The organism is Stenotrophomonas beteli, from assembly GCF_001431665.1.
Classification (GTDB): Bacteria; Pseudomonadota; Gammaproteobacteria; order Xanthomonadales; family Xanthomonadaceae; genus Stenotrophomonas; species Stenotrophomonas beteli.
On the sequence record NZ_LLXV01000033.1, the window covers coordinates 1 to 15,891 of the forward strand.

Annotated in this window: 14 protein-coding genes; 7 read left to right on the forward strand and 7 right to left on the reverse strand. The window is 68.4% G+C overall.

The window, feature by feature from the left end; all coding sequences use genetic code 11:
* Positions 1–255 precede the first annotated feature (255 nt).
* A complete protein-coding gene (locus ARC23_RS08245) occupies positions 256–2,355 on the forward strand; it encodes a glycosyl hydrolase family 18 protein (protein WP_057496809.1) in 2,100 nt (699 codons plus the stop codon).
* 121 nt (positions 2,356–2,476) lie between these two features.
* Here ARC23_RS08245 and ARC23_RS08250 read toward each other — a convergent pair whose 3' ends face one another.
* Positions 2,477–3,262, reverse strand: coding sequence for a DsbC family protein (locus tag ARC23_RS08250; protein ID WP_057496810.1), 786 nt, complete (start codon positions 3,260–3,262; stop codon positions 2,477–2,479).
* 99 nt (positions 3,263–3,361) lie between these two features.
* Complete coding sequence (gene xerD / locus ARC23_RS08255) at positions 3,362–4,339, reverse strand: site-specific tyrosine recombinase XerD (protein ID WP_057496811.1); 978 nt, start codon at positions 4,337–4,339, stop codon at positions 3,362–3,364.
* A gap of 56 nt (positions 4,340–4,395) precedes the next feature.
* Between xerD and ARC23_RS08260 the strand changes: the two genes are divergently transcribed.
* The gene (locus ARC23_RS08260; RefSeq protein ID WP_057496893.1) at positions 4,396–4,887 is read left to right on the forward strand and encodes an RDD family protein; all 492 of its coding nucleotides are present in this window, start codon (positions 4,396–4,398) and stop codon (positions 4,885–4,887) included.
* 139 nt (positions 4,888–5,026) lie between these two features.
* Here the strand turns inward: ARC23_RS08260 and lptG are convergent, their stop codons facing one another.
* Positions 5,027–6,133: an LPS export ABC transporter permease LptG gene (gene lptG / locus ARC23_RS08265; RefSeq protein ID WP_057496812.1), complete on the reverse strand. Its 1,107-nt coding sequence runs from the start codon at positions 6,131–6,133 to the stop codon at positions 5,027–5,029.
* On the reverse strand, positions 6,130–7,212 hold the full coding sequence (gene lptF, locus ARC23_RS08270; RefSeq protein WP_057496813.1) for an LPS export ABC transporter permease LptF: 1,083 nt from the start codon (positions 7,210–7,212) through the stop codon (positions 6,130–6,132). Before lptF ends, lptG begins: the two co-directional genes overlap by 4 nt.
* A gap of 104 nt (positions 7,213–7,316) precedes the next feature.
* On the opposite strand from lptF, the gene ARC23_RS08275 reads away from it, so the two are divergent.
* The 4 genes from ARC23_RS08275 (at position 7,317) to ARC23_RS08290 (ending at position 13,159) form a co-directional block, all read left to right on the forward strand.
* Positions 7,317–8,795 carry a leucyl aminopeptidase gene (locus ARC23_RS08275; protein WP_049418513.1) on the forward strand — a complete coding sequence of 493 codons (1,479 nt, stop codon included), beginning with the start codon at positions 7,317–7,319 and terminating at the stop codon, positions 8,793–8,795.
* A gap of 82 nt (positions 8,796–8,877) precedes the next feature.
* On the forward strand, positions 8,878–9,303 hold the full coding sequence (locus tag ARC23_RS08280; protein ID WP_057496814.1) for a DNA polymerase III subunit chi: 426 nt from the start codon (positions 8,878–8,880) through the stop codon (positions 9,301–9,303).
* A 72-nt stretch (positions 9,304–9,375) separates the two neighbouring features.
* Positions 9,376–12,204 (forward strand): valine--tRNA ligase, encoded by a 2,829-nt coding sequence (locus ARC23_RS08285; protein WP_057496815.1) that lies wholly within the window; start codon positions 9,376–9,378, stop codon positions 12,202–12,204.
* Positions 12,205–12,337: 133 nt separating this feature from the next.
* A complete protein-coding gene (locus ARC23_RS08290) occupies positions 12,338–13,159 on the forward strand; it encodes an EamA family transporter (protein WP_057496816.1) in 822 nt (273 codons plus the stop codon).
* Between the two features lie 75 nt (positions 13,160–13,234).
* On the opposite strand, the gene rimI is transcribed toward ARC23_RS08290, so the two are convergent.
* Genes rimI through pssA form a run of 3 tightly spaced genes read right to left on the reverse strand, consistent with a single transcriptional unit; the run spans position 13,235 to position 15,011 of the window.
* A complete protein-coding gene (gene rimI / locus ARC23_RS08295) occupies positions 13,235–13,732 on the reverse strand; it encodes a ribosomal protein S18-alanine N-acetyltransferase (RefSeq protein WP_057496817.1) in 498 nt (165 codons plus the stop codon).
* A complete protein-coding gene (locus ARC23_RS08300; RefSeq protein ID WP_057496818.1) occupies positions 13,729–14,238 on the reverse strand; it encodes a hypothetical protein in 510 nt (169 codons plus the stop codon). The genes rimI and ARC23_RS08300 overlap by 4 nt, the downstream gene beginning before the upstream one ends.
* Entirely contained in the window at positions 14,235–15,011 is a 777-nt protein-coding gene (gene pssA, locus ARC23_RS08305; RefSeq protein ID WP_057496819.1) for a CDP-diacylglycerol--serine O-phosphatidyltransferase, read from the reverse strand. The genes ARC23_RS08300 and pssA overlap by 4 nt, the downstream gene beginning before the upstream one ends.
* A gap of 80 nt (positions 15,012–15,091) precedes the next feature.
* Here pssA and ARC23_RS08310 point away from each other — a divergent pair, with 80 nt between their 5' ends.
* Complete coding sequence (locus ARC23_RS08310) at positions 15,092–15,466, forward strand: DUF4124 domain-containing protein (RefSeq protein WP_057496894.1); 375 nt, start codon at positions 15,092–15,094, stop codon at positions 15,464–15,466.
* Positions 15,467–15,891: the final 425 nt, after the last annotated feature.

Here is a 15,891-nt window from a genome sequence, read left to right on the forward strand (position 1 = left end):
CAGCCACGAGGGGCTCCGCCGATGGCCGCCGACCGCGCGCAGCGCCGCTTTCCGCCCAAATCCCCGAACCATGCGCTTGCTCACGGATTGACCACGCAATTGATGACAACGTTGTCCCTACCTGGTGCCGGACTCTCTCCCCGGCCTCCCAGGTGCCTCCGTCCGGCCCCTCCGTCGTCTTCCCGGGCGACGCCCGGACCTGCGTCACGCGCGGCGCCATCGGGGCCCGCGCGCCCTTTGATCGGAGACTTACCCATGTACGACCCGATTGTGCGCAGTGCCGAACGTGCGACCCGAAGCTGTCGTCCCCGCCGCCTGGCCTGGCTGCTTGCCGTGGCCGCCGGTGCCGCTGCCCTGCCCGGCCTGGCGCAGGCCGCCAGCTGTGCCGGGGTGGCCCAGTGGGACCAGGCCAAGATCTACCGGGCCGGCGATACCCTGCAGAAAGGAGGCGTCCTCTATCGGGCGAACCAGGACATCTGGAACGCGCCGCCGGACCATCCGGCCGGCGCGCCCTACTACACCAACCTCGGCGCCTGTGATGGCAGCGGCAGCAACCAGCCGCCGGTGGTCAGCCTGACCTCGCCGGCCAATGGCGCCACCTTCAGTGCCGGCAGCACGGTCAACGTGACCGCCTCCGCCAGTGATCCGGACGGCAGCGTCGCCAAGGTCGAGTTCTTCCGCGACGGCAGCACGCTCGGCGTCGCCACCAGTGCACCGTATGCGGCCAGCTGGGCCAATGCCAGCGCCGGCAGCCACACCCTGCGCGCAGTGGCCACCGACAACAACAACGCCACTACCAGCACCGCGACGATCACCATCACCGTCAACGCCGCCGGTGGCGACACCACCGCACCAAGCGTGCCGGGCGGGCTGGCGGTCGGCACCCGTACCGCCAACAGCATCGCGCTCAGCTGGAGCCCGTCAACCGATAACACCGGCGGCAGCGGCGTGGCCGGCTATGACGTGTACCGCAATGGCAGCCTGGTCGGTTCACCATCCAGTGCCAGCTACGTCGATGGCGGGCTGACGGCGTCGACCACCTACCGTTACCGCGTACGTGCCCGCGACAACGCCGGCAATGCGTCGGCGCAGGGCACCGAGATCAGCGCCACCACGCTGGCCGGTGACGGCGGCACCACCGGCAAGCGGGTCATCGGCTACTTCACCCAGTGGGGCATCTACGGGCGCAACTACCGGGTCAAGAACATCGACAGCAGCGGTTCGGCCGCACGCCTGACCCACATCAACTACGCGTTCGGCAACGTGCGCAACAACCGTTGCGAGGTGGGCATCACCCAGCCGTCGGATCCGAACAGCGGTGCCGGTGGCGATGCCTTCGCCGATTACACCAAGGCCTTCAGCGCCGCCGAGAGTGTCAGCGGCAGCGCCGATACCTGGGACCAGCCGCTGCGCGGCAACTGGAACCAGCTCAAGCAGCTCAAGGCCAAATATCCGGGCATGAAGGTGCTGATCTCGCTGGGCGGCTGGACCTGGTCGCGTGGCTTCTCCAGCGCGGCGCGCCCGGAAAACCGCCAAGCGTTCGTCGCCTCGTGCATCGACGCCTACATCAAGGGCAACCTGCCGGTGACCGACGGTGCCGGTGGTGCCGGTGCCGCGCTGGGCGTGTTCGACGGCATCGATATCGACTGGGAATACCCGGTGGCGTGCGGTATTGAATGCGGCAAGCCGGAAGACAACGCCAACTTCACCGCGCTGATGGCCGAGTTCCGCCGCCAGCTCGATGCGGTGCGTCCGGGCCTGTTGCTGACGGTGGCGGTGGGTGCGGGCATCGACAAGATCCGCGTCACCGATCCGGCCGCGTACCACCCGTACCTGGACTACATCAACGTGATGACCTACGACTTCCACGGCGCGTGGGATGCGAAGACCAACCACCAGTCGGCGCTGTTCGATTCGCCGAATGACCCGTCCACCGGCGACCAGAAGCTGTACAACAGCAACGACGCCATCGAGGCCTTCATCAGCCGTGGCGTGCCGGCGGCCAAGCTCAACCTGGGCATCGGCTATTACGGGCGTGGCTGGACCGGGGTGGCCAACGCCAACAACGGCCTCTACCAGACCGCCACCGGCGCCGCTCCGGGCACGTATGAAGCCGGCATCGAAGACTGGAAGGTGCTGAAGAACCTGGCGTGGCCGGGCTACACCGACAATACCGCCGGTGCCACCTGGATCTACAACGGCAGCACGCTGTGGAGCTTCGATACCCCGGCCAACATCACCCGCAAGATGGGTTACGTGAAGACCCAGGGCCTGGGCGGTGCATTCGTCTGGGAGTTCAGCGGTGACGATGCGCAGGGCACGCTGACCAAGGCGGTCAGTGATGGCCTGAAGTAAGAAAAAAGCCGGGGATGCGACACGCATCCCCGGCTTCCCACCTGTAGAGCCGAGCCCATGCTCGGCTGATGGTTGCGCAGCCGAGCATGGGCTCGGCTCTACAGGAAAAGGTCGGCGGCGATCAGCGCTTGGCCGACAGCTTTTCCAGCGCCGCACGCAGCTGTGCCGGCGGCAGGTAACCGCCCAGCTGGGTACCGTCCGGCGCGAAGATCGCCGGCGTGCCGTTCACGCCCAACTGCTGGCCCAGTGCGTACTGCATCGCCACCGGGTTGGTGCAGTTCCTGGCCGGCACATTGCCACCACGCTTGGCATTGGTCAGCGCCTGGCGGCGATCCGCTGCACACCAGACCGAGATCATGTCGGTGTAGTCCTTGCTGCCCAGCCCCATGCGCGGGAACGCCAGGTACTCGACGGTGATGCCGTTGCGGTTGAGCTCGGCGATGTCCTGGTGCAGCTTGCGGCAGTAGCCGCATTCGATATCGGTGAACACACTGATGGTGTACTTGGCATTCGGCGCGGCAAACACGATGCGGTCACCGTGGTTGGCCTTGGCCAGCAGGCTGCGACGATAGCCCAGCAGGCCCTCGCTGTTGGCCGGGCCCTTGGCACGGGTGTCGTAGGGCTGCGACTGGAACAGGTAGCGGCCATCATCGGATACGTACAGCAACTGGCCGGAGACCACCACCTCGCGGAAACCGGGGAACGGCGCGGCCCCGATGTAGTCCACCTCGAAGCCGGGGTTGAGCGCAGTCAGCGCGGCACGCACGGCCTGTTCGGCCGAACCGTTGGCGGCCGGAGCGACCTTGGCTGCGGCAGCAGCAGGCGCCTGGGGGGCGGGCGGGGCCGGCTGGGCACACGCGGTCAGGCTGAGCGCGCCGAACACGGCGGCGATGGCAAATCGGAGCATGGAACGATCCGCGACAGAAGAAGACCCCGGATTCTGACACAGCCTCCCGTGCCGGACCGCGATGCCGCGCACGGCGCAAGGCAAGGTTCAGGCCCTCGCTCAGCCGCGCGGATGATGCCGGGCGTGCAGTTTCTGCAGGTGTTCGCGCGCCACCAGGGTGTAGATCTGGGTGGTGGACAGCGAGCTGTGCCCAAGCAGCATCTGCAACGCACGCAGGTCGGCGCCGCGGTTGAGCAGATGGGTGGCGAAGCTGTGGCGCAGGCCATGCGGGCTGATCCGCGCAGGATCGATACCGGCCACCTGCGCGTGGCGCTTGACCAGGTGCCAGAAGGCCTGGCGGGTCAGCGCATGCAGCGTCGGCTCGATGAACAACGGCGTCTGCCCATCGGCCAATGCCTGCACCTTGCCCTTGCCGACCAGCTGCGGCCGCGACTGCTGCAGGTAACGCTCCAGCCAGTGCTGTGATTCCTCACCCAGCGGCACCAGCCGTTCCTTGCTGCCCTTGCCGGTGACCCGCAGCACGCCCTGGCGCAGGTTGACCGCAGTGGCCGGCAGCAGCACCAGCTCGCTCACGCGCAGGCCGGCGGCGTACATCAGCTCCAGCATGGCGCGGTCGCGCAGGCCCAGCGGGCTGTCGATGTCCGGCGCCGCCAGCAGCGCGTCGATCTGGCTTTCGGCCAGCGCCTTGGGCAGCAATCGTGGCAGCTTGGGCGGATCCAGCAGCGCGCTGGGATCCTCGCTGCGTTCGCCGCGGCGCACGCCATCGGCGAAGAACGCGCGCAAGGCGGAGAGCAGCCGTGCATTGCTGCGCGGCGACCAGCCATGGCGGGTGCGCCAGGCCAGGTAGTCGAACAATCCCGGGCGCTCGATGCCGGCCAGGCCACCGTCACGCCCGTCCAGCCAGCGCGCCAGCCCTTCCAGGTCACGCCGGTAGCTGTCGAGGGTGGCGCGGGCCAGGCCGTTCTCGGCCCAGATCGCATCGAGGAAACGCTGGATGCGCGTGCAGTCGTCGGCGCGCAGTTCCGGCAGCTGCTGCACCAGCTGGCGGCGTTCGGCGGGGGTGGAAACAGGAGCCATGCGTGCAGGATACGAGCGTGACTGCGGACGCGGCCAGCATTGCGTATGCTCGGCGCATGCCCCGCCCTGCCACCGAGGCCGCCGCTGCGGCCACCACCGAGATGCCCCGCCCACGTGCGTTGCTGCTGTGGCGCCTGCTGGCGATGGTCTATGACGCGCTGCCGGTGCTGGCGTTGTGGATGCTGGCCGGTACGCTGTTCACCCTGGGCTACACCTTCAGCGGGCACGCGCAGCGCGAGAACATCGCACCGTTCAGCGCATGGCAGTGGCTGCTGTGGGCGGTGTGCTGGATGATCACGGGGTGGTACGCCACGGCCAGCTGGCGCCGTGGTGGGCAGACCTTGGGCATGCGGCCATGGCGGTTGAAGCTGCAATCCAGCGATGGCGCCCCGCTGCAGCATAGGCAGCTGTGGCTGCGCTTCGCGGTGGGCACGTTGTCGCTGCTGCTGGGCGGGCTGGGATTCTGGTGGGCGTGGGTCGATCGCCAACGCCTGACCTGGCACGACCGCGCCAGCGGCACCCGCCTGGTGCGCACGCCGAAGCGGTGATGCACGACCTGTAGGGCCGAGCCCATGCTCGGCTGGCAGGCGGTCCGTAAAAAGCAGCCGAGCATGGGCTCGGCTCTACAGGATCCAGCACGCTGGGCCGGGCGGCTGGTCGCCCGGGCATGGCCCGGCGCTACCAGAATCAGCCCGATTTGCGCCGGAACAACAGTCCGGACACCGCCAGCATCACGATCGGCGGCAGCGCATAGGCAATGCGGTAATCGAATTTCAGCGCGCCGGCCATGCGGCCGAAGAACAGCTGCAGCAACCAGAAGCCCAGCGCGAACAGGATGCCAAGGAACAGGCGCTTGCCCATGCCGCCACTGCGCAGCGAACCGAACGCGAACGGCACGGCGGCCAGGCACAGCGCCAGCACGTTCACCGGGTAGAACCAGCGACTCCAGTACACGTCCTCGAAATCGCGCGCGTCCAGCCCGTTGCGCTGCCGGTAGGCGATGCTGGTACTGAGCTCGGCCACACTGAGGTTGCGCGGCTTGGCGATGCCGGTCGCCAGCGCGGCCGGGTCCAGCGTCGAGTTCCAGGGTTCACGTGCCACTTCCTGGCGGGTGGCCGAGCGTTCACCGAACGTATCGCGGCGCACCCCGGTCAGCACCCAGCCATCCTTGTCGTGCTCGACCGTGGCGGCGTGGGTCAACGAGGCGATCTGGCCATCCTCAGCGACGCGGTACAGGCGCACGTCGCGCAGGATCAACCGGGTTCCCTTGTCGCCCACCAGCTGCTCCTCACCGCTCTGCGCATTGAGGAAGGTATCGCCCTCGCGTGCCCACAGCCCGGAATAACGGGTGGTCGAGATATCCAGCCCCCACTTGGCGCTGGTCTTCAGTGCATCGGCGCGGTCCTGGCCCCACGGCCCCAGCGTCTCGGCACTGAGCACCATCACTGCGGTCAGCAGCGACAGGGCGATTGCCACCGATACGCTCAGGCGCTTGCGCGACAGGCCCAGCGCGCGCAGCGCGGTCAGCTCCGAGGTCGCCGCCAGCTGGCCCAGGCCCATCAGTGAGCCGATCACCGCAGCGGTCGGGAAGAAGGTGTAGGCACGGCGCGGCACGGTGTACAGCACCCAGGCAGCAGCGTGGCCCAGCGTGTAGCCGTTCTTGCCGATGTCCTTGAACTCGCCGGAGAAGGCCATCACCACGTCCAGGCCCACCAGCACCGCCCAGGTCAGCAGCACGGTGGTGAACACCGAACGCCCCAGGTACAGGTCGAAACGCATCGGGCGCAGCCTCATGCGCGGGCTCCCTTCGGGCGGCCCAGGCGGCCATCACGTGCATACATCCAGATCGCCAGCGCCAGCAGCGGCAGGGTCAGCCACCACAGGCCGAGCGCGGCCGGAATCTTGCCGTTGGCGATCCAGCCGCTGCCGATGAACATCAGGTTGGTGCCCACCATGTAGGCCATCAGGGCCAGCATCATGCGTCCATAGCGCTGCTGGCGCGGCGAGCTTCGACCCAGCGGCACGGTCAGCAGGGCAAAGGCCAGCGCGATCAGCGGCGGCGCCAGGCGGCGGTGCAGCTGTGCCTGCGCCTGCGGGCGTGCATCGCCGATCAGCTTCAGGGTCGGCATCAGTTCGGGATCATCCTCGGTGCGGGCCTGTGCGCCATCGGGCAGGGCCACGTCGTTGCGGGCGAAGGTCGCCAGCCGGTAATCCAGCGCGCCGGCCACCGGCCCTTCCACCTGGTGGCCGTCATCCAGCTCCAGGAAGCGCTGGCGGGTGCCCTCGAAGTACATGCGGCCGCTGTTGGCCGACACCACTTCCAGGCGGTCGTCCTTCTGCCGCTGCAGGAACACCTTGCCCAGCTGGGTGCCGTCGGGCGAGATCGAGGACAGGTAGACCACGCCGCCATTGGGCAGCGGGGTGAAACGGCCCGGCTCCAGCCCGGCCATCAGCACGCTGCGGTTGGCCTCGATGATCATCTGCTCGGCCACCCGGCCGGCCCACGGCCCCAGCCACAGCGAGCAGGCGCCGACCAGCAGCACCACCGGAACCACCAGCATCAGCAGCGGCCGCAGCAGGCGCTTGGGGCCGACCCCGATCGCGGTGATGACCGCCATTTCCGAGTCGCGGTACAGGCGGGCGATGGCCAGCAGCAGGCCCAGCATCAGCGCCAGCGGCAGGATCAGCGGCAGATAGGCGATGAACTGCAGGCCCAGCTGCGAGAACAGCAGCTTGGCCGGCAGGCGCCCGTCGGCGATGTTGCCGAGGATGTCCACCAGCACGCCGCCCACGCTGACCACCAGCAGGACGATCAGGGTAGCCAGGAAACTCTGGACGAAATCGCCCAGCAGGTATCGGTCGAGCTTCAGCATGGGGCGGTGGTTTAAACTCTGGGGTTCGTTCGCGTTGCCGCCCAGTCTACTGTCTGGGCGTAAACGGCCTGCGATTGTACGGACTCGCCAATGGAATCTGCTCAATGGCCCTCGAATTCACCCTGAACCACCTCGCTCCGGCGGCCGCCAGCGTTGACTGCCTGGTGGTCGGCGCGTACGCCGACCATACCCTGACCCCGGCCGCGCAGGCCCTGGACGCCGCCAGCGGTGGCCGCCTGGCCGCCCTGGCCCAGCGCGGCGACCTGTCCGGCAAGACCGGCGCCACCACCCTGCTGCACGACCTGCCGGGCGTGAGCGCCCCGCGCGTGCTGGTGGTCGGCCTGGGCGATGCGGCCCGCTTTGGCGTGCCGCAGTACCTGAAGGCCGTCGGCGACGCCGTGCGTGCGCTGAAGGCCGGCGCCACCCGCAGCGCGCTGTTCACCCTGTCCGAGGTGGCCATCAAGGACCGCGATGCGGCCTGGGCGATCCGCCAGGCGGTGATCGCCGCCGATCACGCCGCCTACCGCTACACCGCCACCCTGGGCAAGAAGAAGGCCGATGACGCCGGCCTTGCCCAGTTGGCCATCGCCGGTGACGACGCCCAGGCGCTGGCCCAGGGCCAGGCCATCGCCGCCGGTGTCGAGTTCGCCCGCGAGCTGGGCAACCTGCCGCCGAACTATTGCACCCCGGCCTACCTGGCCGAGGTGGGCGTGAAGTTCGCCGCCGAGCACGACGGTGCCGACGCCGAGATTCTCGACGAGCACCAGATGGAAGCGCTGGGCATGGGCTCGCTGCTGGCCGTGGCCCGCGGTTCGGCCAACCGCCCGCGCCTGGTCGTGCTGAAGTGGACCGGTGCCGGCGACGCCAGGCCCTACGTGCTGGTCGGCAAGGGCATCACCTTCGATACCGGTGGCGTCAACCTGAAGACCCAGGGCGGCATCGAGGAGATGAAGTACGACATGTGCGGTGGCGCCAACGTCATCGGCACCTTCGTCGCGGCGGTCAAGGCCAGGCTGCCGCTGAACCTGGTGGTGGTGGTCCCGGCGGTGGAAAACGCCATCGATGGCAATGCCTACCGTCCGTCCGACGTGATCACCTCGATGTCGGGCAAGACCATCGAAGTGGGCAACACCGACGCCGAAGGCCGCCTGATCCTGTGCGACGCGCTGACCTACGCACAGCGCTTCGAGCCGGCCGCGCTGGTCGACGTCGCCACCCTCACCGGTGCCTGCATGGTCGCCCTCGGCCACCAGACCGCCGGCCTGATGAGCAAGCACGACGACCTGGCCAGCGAGCTGCTGGCCGCCGGCGAGCAGGTGTTCGACCGCGCCTGGCGCCTGCCGCTGTGGGACGAGTACCAGCCGATGCTCGATTCGACCTTCGCCGACGTCTACAACATCGGCGGCCGCTGGGCCGGCGCGATCACCGCCGGCTGCTTCCTGTCGCGCTTCACCGAAGGCCAGCGCTGGGCCCACCTGGACATCGCCGGCGTCGCCAGCGATGAAGGCAAGCGTGGCATGGCCACCGGCCGCCCGGTCGGCCTGCTGAGCCAGTGGCTGCTGGACCAGGCCGCCCGCGCCTGATGCCGTACCCGACCCTGGCCGGCCCCCGCCGGCCGGGGCCTCGCCCGGCAATGCCGGGCCCCTGCCTGACCCGGACCCTGCCATGCCCCGCGCCGACTTCTACCTGATCGCCAAGCCCCGCTTCCTGACCGAGCCGTTGCGCCTGGTCTGCGAGCTGGCGCGCAAGGCCAACGACGCCGGGTTGTTCACCCTGGTGCTGGCCCGCGACCAGGCCCAGGCCGAGGAACTGGACGAGCTGCTGTGGGCGTTCGACAACGATGCCTACATCCCGCACCAGATCGCCGGCGAAGACATGGACGAGGATGAAGCCCTGGTGCTGATCGCCGTGCCCGGCACCGAGGCACCGGCACGCCCGCTGGTGATCAACCTGCGCGACGCGCCCTGGCTGGGCCAGTGCGAACGCGTGCTGGAAGTGGTGCCGGCTGATCCGGAAGCGCGCGAACCGCTGCGCGAACGCTGGCGCCAGTACAAGGCCGCCGGTTACGACCTGAACAAGCACGACATGTAAGCGCGGCCCGGCCCCCTTGATGGGCCGCCGCCGCGCCCTGATCCTTCAACGATTGCCTCCTGGTTCCCCCGCATGACCCAACTCGCCTCCAGCTACGACCCGACGTCCTTCGAGACCGACCTCTACGAGGCCTGGGAGAAGGCCGGCCACTTCAAGCCGTCCGGCACGGGCGAGCCGTACACCATCCTGCTGCCGCCGCCGAACGTGACCGGCACCCTGCACATGGGCCACGCGTTCCAGCAGACGCTGATGGACGCACTGGTGCGCTACCACCGCATGCGCGGCTACGACACGCTGTGGCAGGTCGGTACCGACCACGCCGGCATCGCCACCGAAATGGTGGTCAGCCGCAACCTGGCGCTGGAAGGCAAGGGCGAGACCCGCGATTCGCTGGGCCGCGAAGGCTTCATCGGCAAAGTCTGGGAGTGGAAGCAGCAGTCCGGCGACACCATCGAGCGCCAGATGCGCCGCCTCGGCACCTCCGCCGACTGGTCGCGCAGCACCTTCACCATGGACCCGCAACCGTCGGCGGCGGTCAACGAAGCCTTCGTGCGCTGGTACGAGCAGGGCCTGATCTACCGCGGCCAGCGCCTGGTCAACTGGGACCCGGTGCTGAAGACCGCCATTTCCGACCTGGAAGTGGAGAGCGCCGAGGAAGACGGCTTCCTGTGGTCGATCGCCTACACGCTGGATGAGGGCCTGAGCTACGAACACGTCGAGCGCGATGCCGACGGCGTGGAAACCCTGCGCGAAACCCGCGACTACCTGGTGGTGGCCACCACCCGCCCGGAAACCCTGCTGGGCGATACCGCGGTGATGGTGCACCCGGAAGACGAGCGCTATTCGCACCTGATCGGCAGGAACGTGGTGCTGCCGCTGACCGGCCGCCGCGTCCCGGTGATCGCCGACGACTACGTGGACCGCGCGTTCGGCACCGGCGTGGTCAAGGTCACCCCGGCGCATGACTTCAACGACTATGCAGTCGGCGTGCGCCACAACCTGCCGATGATCAACCTGTTCACCCCGGTGGCGGCGCTGAACGAGAACGCGCCGGAGCGATTCCAGGGCCTGGACCGCTACGCCGCGCGCAAGGCCGTGCTGGCCGAGCTGGAAGACCTGGGCATCCTGGTCGAGACCAGGGCGCACAAGCTGCAGGTGCCGCGCGGCGACCGTACCGGCCAGGTGATCGAGCCGTACCTGACCGACCAGTGGTTCGTGAAGATGGACGACCTGGCCAAGCGCGGCCTGGAACTGGTCGAGGATGGAAGCATTTCCTTCGTGCCGCCGAACTGGATCAACACCTACCGCCACTGGATGAACAACATCCAGGACTGGTGCATCAGCCGCCAGCTGTGGTGGGGCCACCGCATTCCGGCATGGTTCGATGCCGCCACCGGCAGCTGCTACGTCGGTCGCAGCGAAGCGGAAGTGCGCGCGAAGCACAACCTGGGCAGCGACGTGGTGCTGAACCAGGAAAGCGACGTGCTGGAGACCTGGTTCTCCTCGCAGCTGTGGCCGTTCTCCACCCTGGGCTGGCCGAACGAACAGGCGATGGCCGAGCGCGGCTTCGACCGCTACCTGCCGTCGTCGGTGCTGATCACCGGCTTCGACATCATCTTCTTCTGGGTGGCACGCATGATCATGGCCACCGACAACCTGGTCGGGAAGATCCCGTTCAAGGACGTCTACTTCACCGGCCTGATCCGCGACGGCCAGGGCCAGAAGATGTCCAAGAGCAAGGGCAACGTGCTCGACCCGCTGGACATCATCGACGGCATCAGCATCGACGACCTGGTTGCCAAGCGCACCGGCGGACTGATGCAGCCGAAGATGGTGGAGAAGATCGAGAAGGCCACCCGCAAGGAATTCCCGGACGGCATTGCGGCACACGGCGCCGATGCGCTGCGCTTCACCATCGCTGCGCTGGCCACCCATGGCCGCGACATCAAGTTCGACATGAACCGCGCCGAGGGCTACAAGAACTTCTGCAACAAGCTGTGGAACGCCAGCCGCTTCACCCTGATGAACACCGAGGGTGCCGCGTTCACCGGCGCGCCGACCCCGCGTACCGATGCCGAGCGCTGGATCCTGGCGCGCCTGGCCGCGGTGTCCGCCGAGGCGCAGGGCCACTACGCCAACTACCGCTTCGACCTGCTGGCGCAATGCCTGTACGAATTTGCGTGGAATGAGTTCTGCGACTGGTTCCTGGAACTGAGCAAGCCGGCACTGAACGGCGGCGACCCGGCTGATGCCGAAAGCACCCGCCACACCCTGCTGTACGTGCTGGAAGCGCTGCTGCGCCTGCTGCACCCGCTCACGCCGTTCATCACAGAACAGCTGTGGCAGCAGCTGGCGCCGCGCCTGGGCCTGGCCGAAACAACGCTGTCGCTGCGCCCTTACCCGACCGCCGCCGAATTCGCCGGCGACTTCGCCCAGGCCGAGGCCGACGTGGAATGGCTGAAGGCGGTGATCAGTGCGGTGCGCCGCGTGCGCAGCGAACTGAACGTCGCGCCATCCAGGCTGGTGCCGCTGCGCCTGCAGGCCGGCCTGGAGCAGGACCGCGTGCGCATCGAACGTTTCAGTGCCTCGCTGTCGTTCCTGCTGAAGCTGGACAGCATCCAGTGGCTGGCCGAGGGCGAAAGCGCGCCGCCGGCCGCCGCCGCGATCGTGGGCGAGCTGAAGCTGCTGGTGCCGCTGGAAGGCCTGGTCGATCTTGATGCCGAGCGCGCGCGCCTGGACAAGGAAATCGCCCGCGTCGAAGCGGAGAAGGAGAAGAGCGAGACCAAGCTGGCCAGGTTCACCGACAAGGTGCCACCGGCGGTGGTCGAGCAGGAACGCGTTCGCCTGGCCGACTGGAATACCCAGCTGGCCGGCCTGCGCGAGCAGCGCGCGAAGCTGTAACGCCGCGCTCTGGTGCGTGCCAATCAAGGTTGGCACCTACCACGGCGGGAGAGGTTGGCACCCACCGAAGCGGAATCGGAAACGCCGGGCGATGCCCGGCGTTTCCATTTGCCGCGCATGGCATCATCACCGGATGCCGCTTTCCATTTTCCTGCTGGTTCTCGTGGCCGCGGCACTGCATGCCAGCTGGAATGCGATCGTCAAGCGCGGGCCGGACAAGTTCCTCGGCACCGTGCTGGTCACCGGCAGCGCGGCGCTGCTGTCGGCCGCCGCCCTGCCCTTCCTGCCGGTTCCGGCCGCGCACAGCTGGCCCTGGCTGGGTGCATCGGTGCTTCTGCAGGTGACCTACTACGGCCTGGTCGCCCGCTGCTACCAGCGGGTCGATATGAGCCTGGCCTATCCACTGATGCGCGGCAGTGCGCCGATCCTGGTCGCGCTGGCGGGCACCGTGCTCGGCGAGCGGCTGCCACCGGCGGCCTGGCTGGGCGTGCTGCTGGTCAGTACCGGCATCCTGTGCATGGCATGGGGTGCGCGCGGCGGCCAACTGCGACTGCCCATGCTGACCGCCGCGATGATCGCCACCTACACCCTGGTCGATGCGCAGGGCGCACGCCAGTCCGGCAACGCGCTCAGCTACACGTTGTGGCTGTTCCTGCTGTCGGGTATTCCGTTGCCGTTGTGGGCCCTGCATACCCGGCGCACAGCGCTGCTGGACTATGCGCGCCAGCACTGGCGGCTGGGTCTGGCCGGCGGCATCGGCACCACGGCGTCCTATGCAATGGCGCTATGGGCGATGACCCAGGCGCCGGTGGCGATGATCTCGGCGCTGCGTGAATCCTCGATCCTGTTCGCGCTGCTGAACTCGGTGTTGGTGCTGCGCGAACGCATTCCGCGCGCACGCTGGGTGGCGGCGGCCCTGATCGTGGCGGGCGTGCTGGCGTTGCGGTTGGCGTGAGCAGCGTCAGGCGATGTGTCGACGGCAGCGGAGATCCATCGATAGTGCCGGCCGCTGGCCGGCAACCCGCTTCGGTTACAGGGGCGGCATCGCCTGCAGGTCGTCGCCGACCAGTTCGATGGCCATCACCACCGCGTCCTCCCGCCCCTGTGCGGCCGGGTAATAGCGAGGACGGCGACCGATCTCGTTGAAACCTTCGCTGTGGTACAGCGCCAGCGCCGGCGTGTTCGACGGGCGCACCTCAAGGAACACCCGCTGCGCGCCCCGGTCGCGGGCCAACTGGACCAGCGCGCGCAGCAGCTGGCGGCCAAGGCCACGCGACTGCGCCAGCGGATCGATGCAGATGTTCAGCACATGTGCCTCATCGGCGGCAAGGCTGATCACGCCATAGCCGATCAGCTGACCGTCGCGCTCCATCGCCAGGCCCGGATAGCCGGCCCGCAGGCAGTCGATGAAGATGCCACGGGTCCACGGGAACGGATAGCCCCGCAGCTCGATCGCCATCACCGCGTTGAGATCGCTCTCGCGCAGCGCGCGCAGGCGCACCGGCCCCGGCTGGCTGACCGCGCTCATGCTGTGCCCCGCTTGCGCAGCGCACGCAGCTGTGGCCACAGCGCGCGCTTGGCTGCCGGATCGCGGCGCAGCTGTTCCAGCGGCCAGCTGTCCATCAGCGCCTGGGTGGCCGGGTCGTTCGGGTTGCAGCCGGACGCACGCAGCAAGGCGATCTGCAGCCGGTCCGGCAGGCGCACCGCGGGTTGCCGCGCGTTGCCACTGGGCAAGGGACGTGCCGTCGCCGGTGCGGTATCCGGGGCGGTGACCGGAGGCTCGCGGCGCGGCGGTGCCGGACGTTCCGGCCGCGCCACAGGTGCGGCGCCGCCAGGGCGTTCGTGCACGGCGCTGGCGTCTACGCGCGCCGGCGCGGCCGGCGGCGCAGCATGGGCTTCGGCGTTGGCCACGCTCAGCTGCAGCGCGGCATCCAGCTCGGCAGCCAGCTGGCCGTCGTGGTAGACGGTGTAGCCCATGGCCTGCAGCCAGGCCTGCTGGGCCGGCGACCACAGCACGGGCAGGTCCTGGCTCACGCGGCCTCGGGCTTCTTGCGCAGGCGTTGCACGGCCCACATCACCGGGCCGGACAGGGCGTACAGGATGCCGACCGCGAACAGCACGCGCGGCAGGTCGATCACCGCGATGGCGATGGCCACCGGCACCAGCGCCAGCACCAGGAACGGCACACGGTCAGGACGGCCGTCCTTGGCGGCACCGCCCTTGAAGCTCCAGAAGCGGATGCGGCTGACCATCAACAGCGCGGCCACCAGGGTCACCGCCAGCGCGACGTAGCGCAGCTGGTTGCCGTCCCAGCCCAGATTGCCGTCGGCGAAGGCCCAGACAAAGGACATCATCAGGCCGGCCGCAGCCGGGCTGGCCAGGCCGACGAACCAGCGCTTGTCGACCACCGCCACCTGGGTGTTGAAGCGGGCCAGGCGCAGGGCCGCGCACGCGGCATACAGGAATGCCACCGCCCAGCCGACGCGGCCCAGCAGCGGGTCATCGAACTTCAACCACGACAGCGACCAGTGATACATCACCAGCGCCGGCGCCATGCCGAAGCTGACCAGGTCGGCCAGCGAGTCGTACTGCACGCCGAACTCGCTGCTGGTACCGGTCAGGCGCGCCACGCGCCCGTCCAGCCCGTCCATCACCGCGGCCACGAACACCGCAATGCTGGCGTTGACGAAATCGCCGTTGGCGGCAGCGATGATCGCGTAGAAGCCCGCGAACAGGCCGGCCGTGGTGAACAGGTTGGGCAGCAGGTAAATCGTGCGCGAGCGCGGCGGCGGTGTGATCGGGTCCATGGAATCCAGTTTAATCGACTTGCCAGCTGTCGGCGCCAATGCTGCAATCGGCGTTCTACGCCCATTCTGCGGAGTTTGCCATGCGTGCCCTGTCCAGCCTTGGATGCCTGCTGCTGTTGGCCAGTGCCAACGCCGTGGCCGGCCCGGTGTACAAGTGGAAGGACGCCAATGGCGTTACGCAGTACTCGGAGACCCCTCCGGCGGGCAGGAAGTACGAGACCCGCGAGCAGGCGCGCACCCCGCAGGCCGCAGCCAGCAGCGAGGCCCCGGCCGCGCCGGTCCCCGAGCAGTGCAGCACGGCCCGGGCCAACCTGGCCCTGCTGGACGGCGGTGGCCAGGTGATGCAGGACACCGATGGCGATGGCAAGGCCGATACCCCGTTGACCCCGGAACAGCGCAGCGCGCAGAAGGGATTGGCGGAAGCGGCCATCAAGGCGTACTGCCCGGCGGAGTGAGGGTATCGGCAGGGCTGCGCCCTGCACCTGCTTCAAGCAACGGCAACGTCAAATGCCAAAGCGGCGTCCTGAGGGATGGCAGGGCACTGTGGGTTTGCGGGGCCGCCGTGAACCCATCCATGGGGGCTTGGTCGCCGCATCCATGCGGCTCACACCCCGCAAACCCACAGTGCCCTGCCTTCGACAGTTGGCCGGTGGCCAGTAGATCCACGCCATGCGTGGATGAAATCGGTCAGATCTCGAATTGAATCCGGGGTCAGATCCGTTTTCCTGCGGAAAACGGATCTGACCCCAGGAGCCATTCCGACGACTCGCAGGAAACTGTCGAAGGCGGGGTGGGTCCGGTTGCGGGGGCGTGAGCGCCATGGATGGCGCGACCGAGCCTACAGGGACGTATTCACGGCGTCCCCCGCAACCGGACCCAC

Excerpts from the sequence above, each read along its gene's own strand:
- ARC23_RS08245 (WP_057496809.1), top strand. The coding sequence starts at position 256 with ATGTACGACCCGATTGTGCGCAGTGCCGAACGTGCGACCCGAAGCTGT.
- ARC23_RS08250 (WP_057496810.1), bottom strand. The coding sequence starts at position 3,262 with ATGCTCCGATTTGCCATCGCCGCCGTGTTCGGCGCGCTCAGCCTGACC.
- xerD (WP_057496811.1), bottom strand. The coding sequence starts at position 4,339 with ATGGCTCCTGTTTCCACCCCCGCCGAACGCCGCCAGCTGGTGCAGCAG.
- ARC23_RS08260 (WP_057496893.1), top strand. The coding sequence starts at position 4,396 with ATGCCCCGCCCTGCCACCGAGGCCGCCGCTGCGGCCACCACCGAGATG.
- lptG (WP_057496812.1), bottom strand. The coding sequence starts at position 6,133 with ATGAGGCTGCGCCCGATGCGTTTCGACCTGTACCTGGGGCGTTCGGTG.
- lptF (WP_057496813.1), bottom strand. The coding sequence starts at position 7,212 with ATGCTGAAGCTCGACCGATACCTGCTGGGCGATTTCGTCCAGAGTTTC.
- ARC23_RS08275 (WP_049418513.1), top strand. The coding sequence starts at position 7,317 with ATGGCCCTCGAATTCACCCTGAACCACCTCGCTCCGGCGGCCGCCAGC.
- ARC23_RS08280 (WP_057496814.1), top strand. The coding sequence starts at position 8,878 with ATGCCCCGCGCCGACTTCTACCTGATCGCCAAGCCCCGCTTCCTGACC.
- ARC23_RS08285 (WP_057496815.1), top strand. The coding sequence starts at position 9,376 with ATGACCCAACTCGCCTCCAGCTACGACCCGACGTCCTTCGAGACCGAC.
- ARC23_RS08290 (WP_057496816.1), top strand. The coding sequence starts at position 12,338 with ATGCCGCTTTCCATTTTCCTGCTGGTTCTCGTGGCCGCGGCACTGCAT.
- rimI (WP_057496817.1), bottom strand. The coding sequence starts at position 13,732 with ATGAGCGCGGTCAGCCAGCCGGGGCCGGTGCGCCTGCGCGCGCTGCGC.
- pssA (WP_057496819.1), bottom strand. The coding sequence starts at position 15,011 with ATGGACCCGATCACACCGCCGCCGCGCTCGCGCACGATTTACCTGCTG.
- ARC23_RS08310 (WP_057496894.1), top strand. The coding sequence starts at position 15,092 with ATGCGTGCCCTGTCCAGCCTTGGATGCCTGCTGCTGTTGGCCAGTGCC.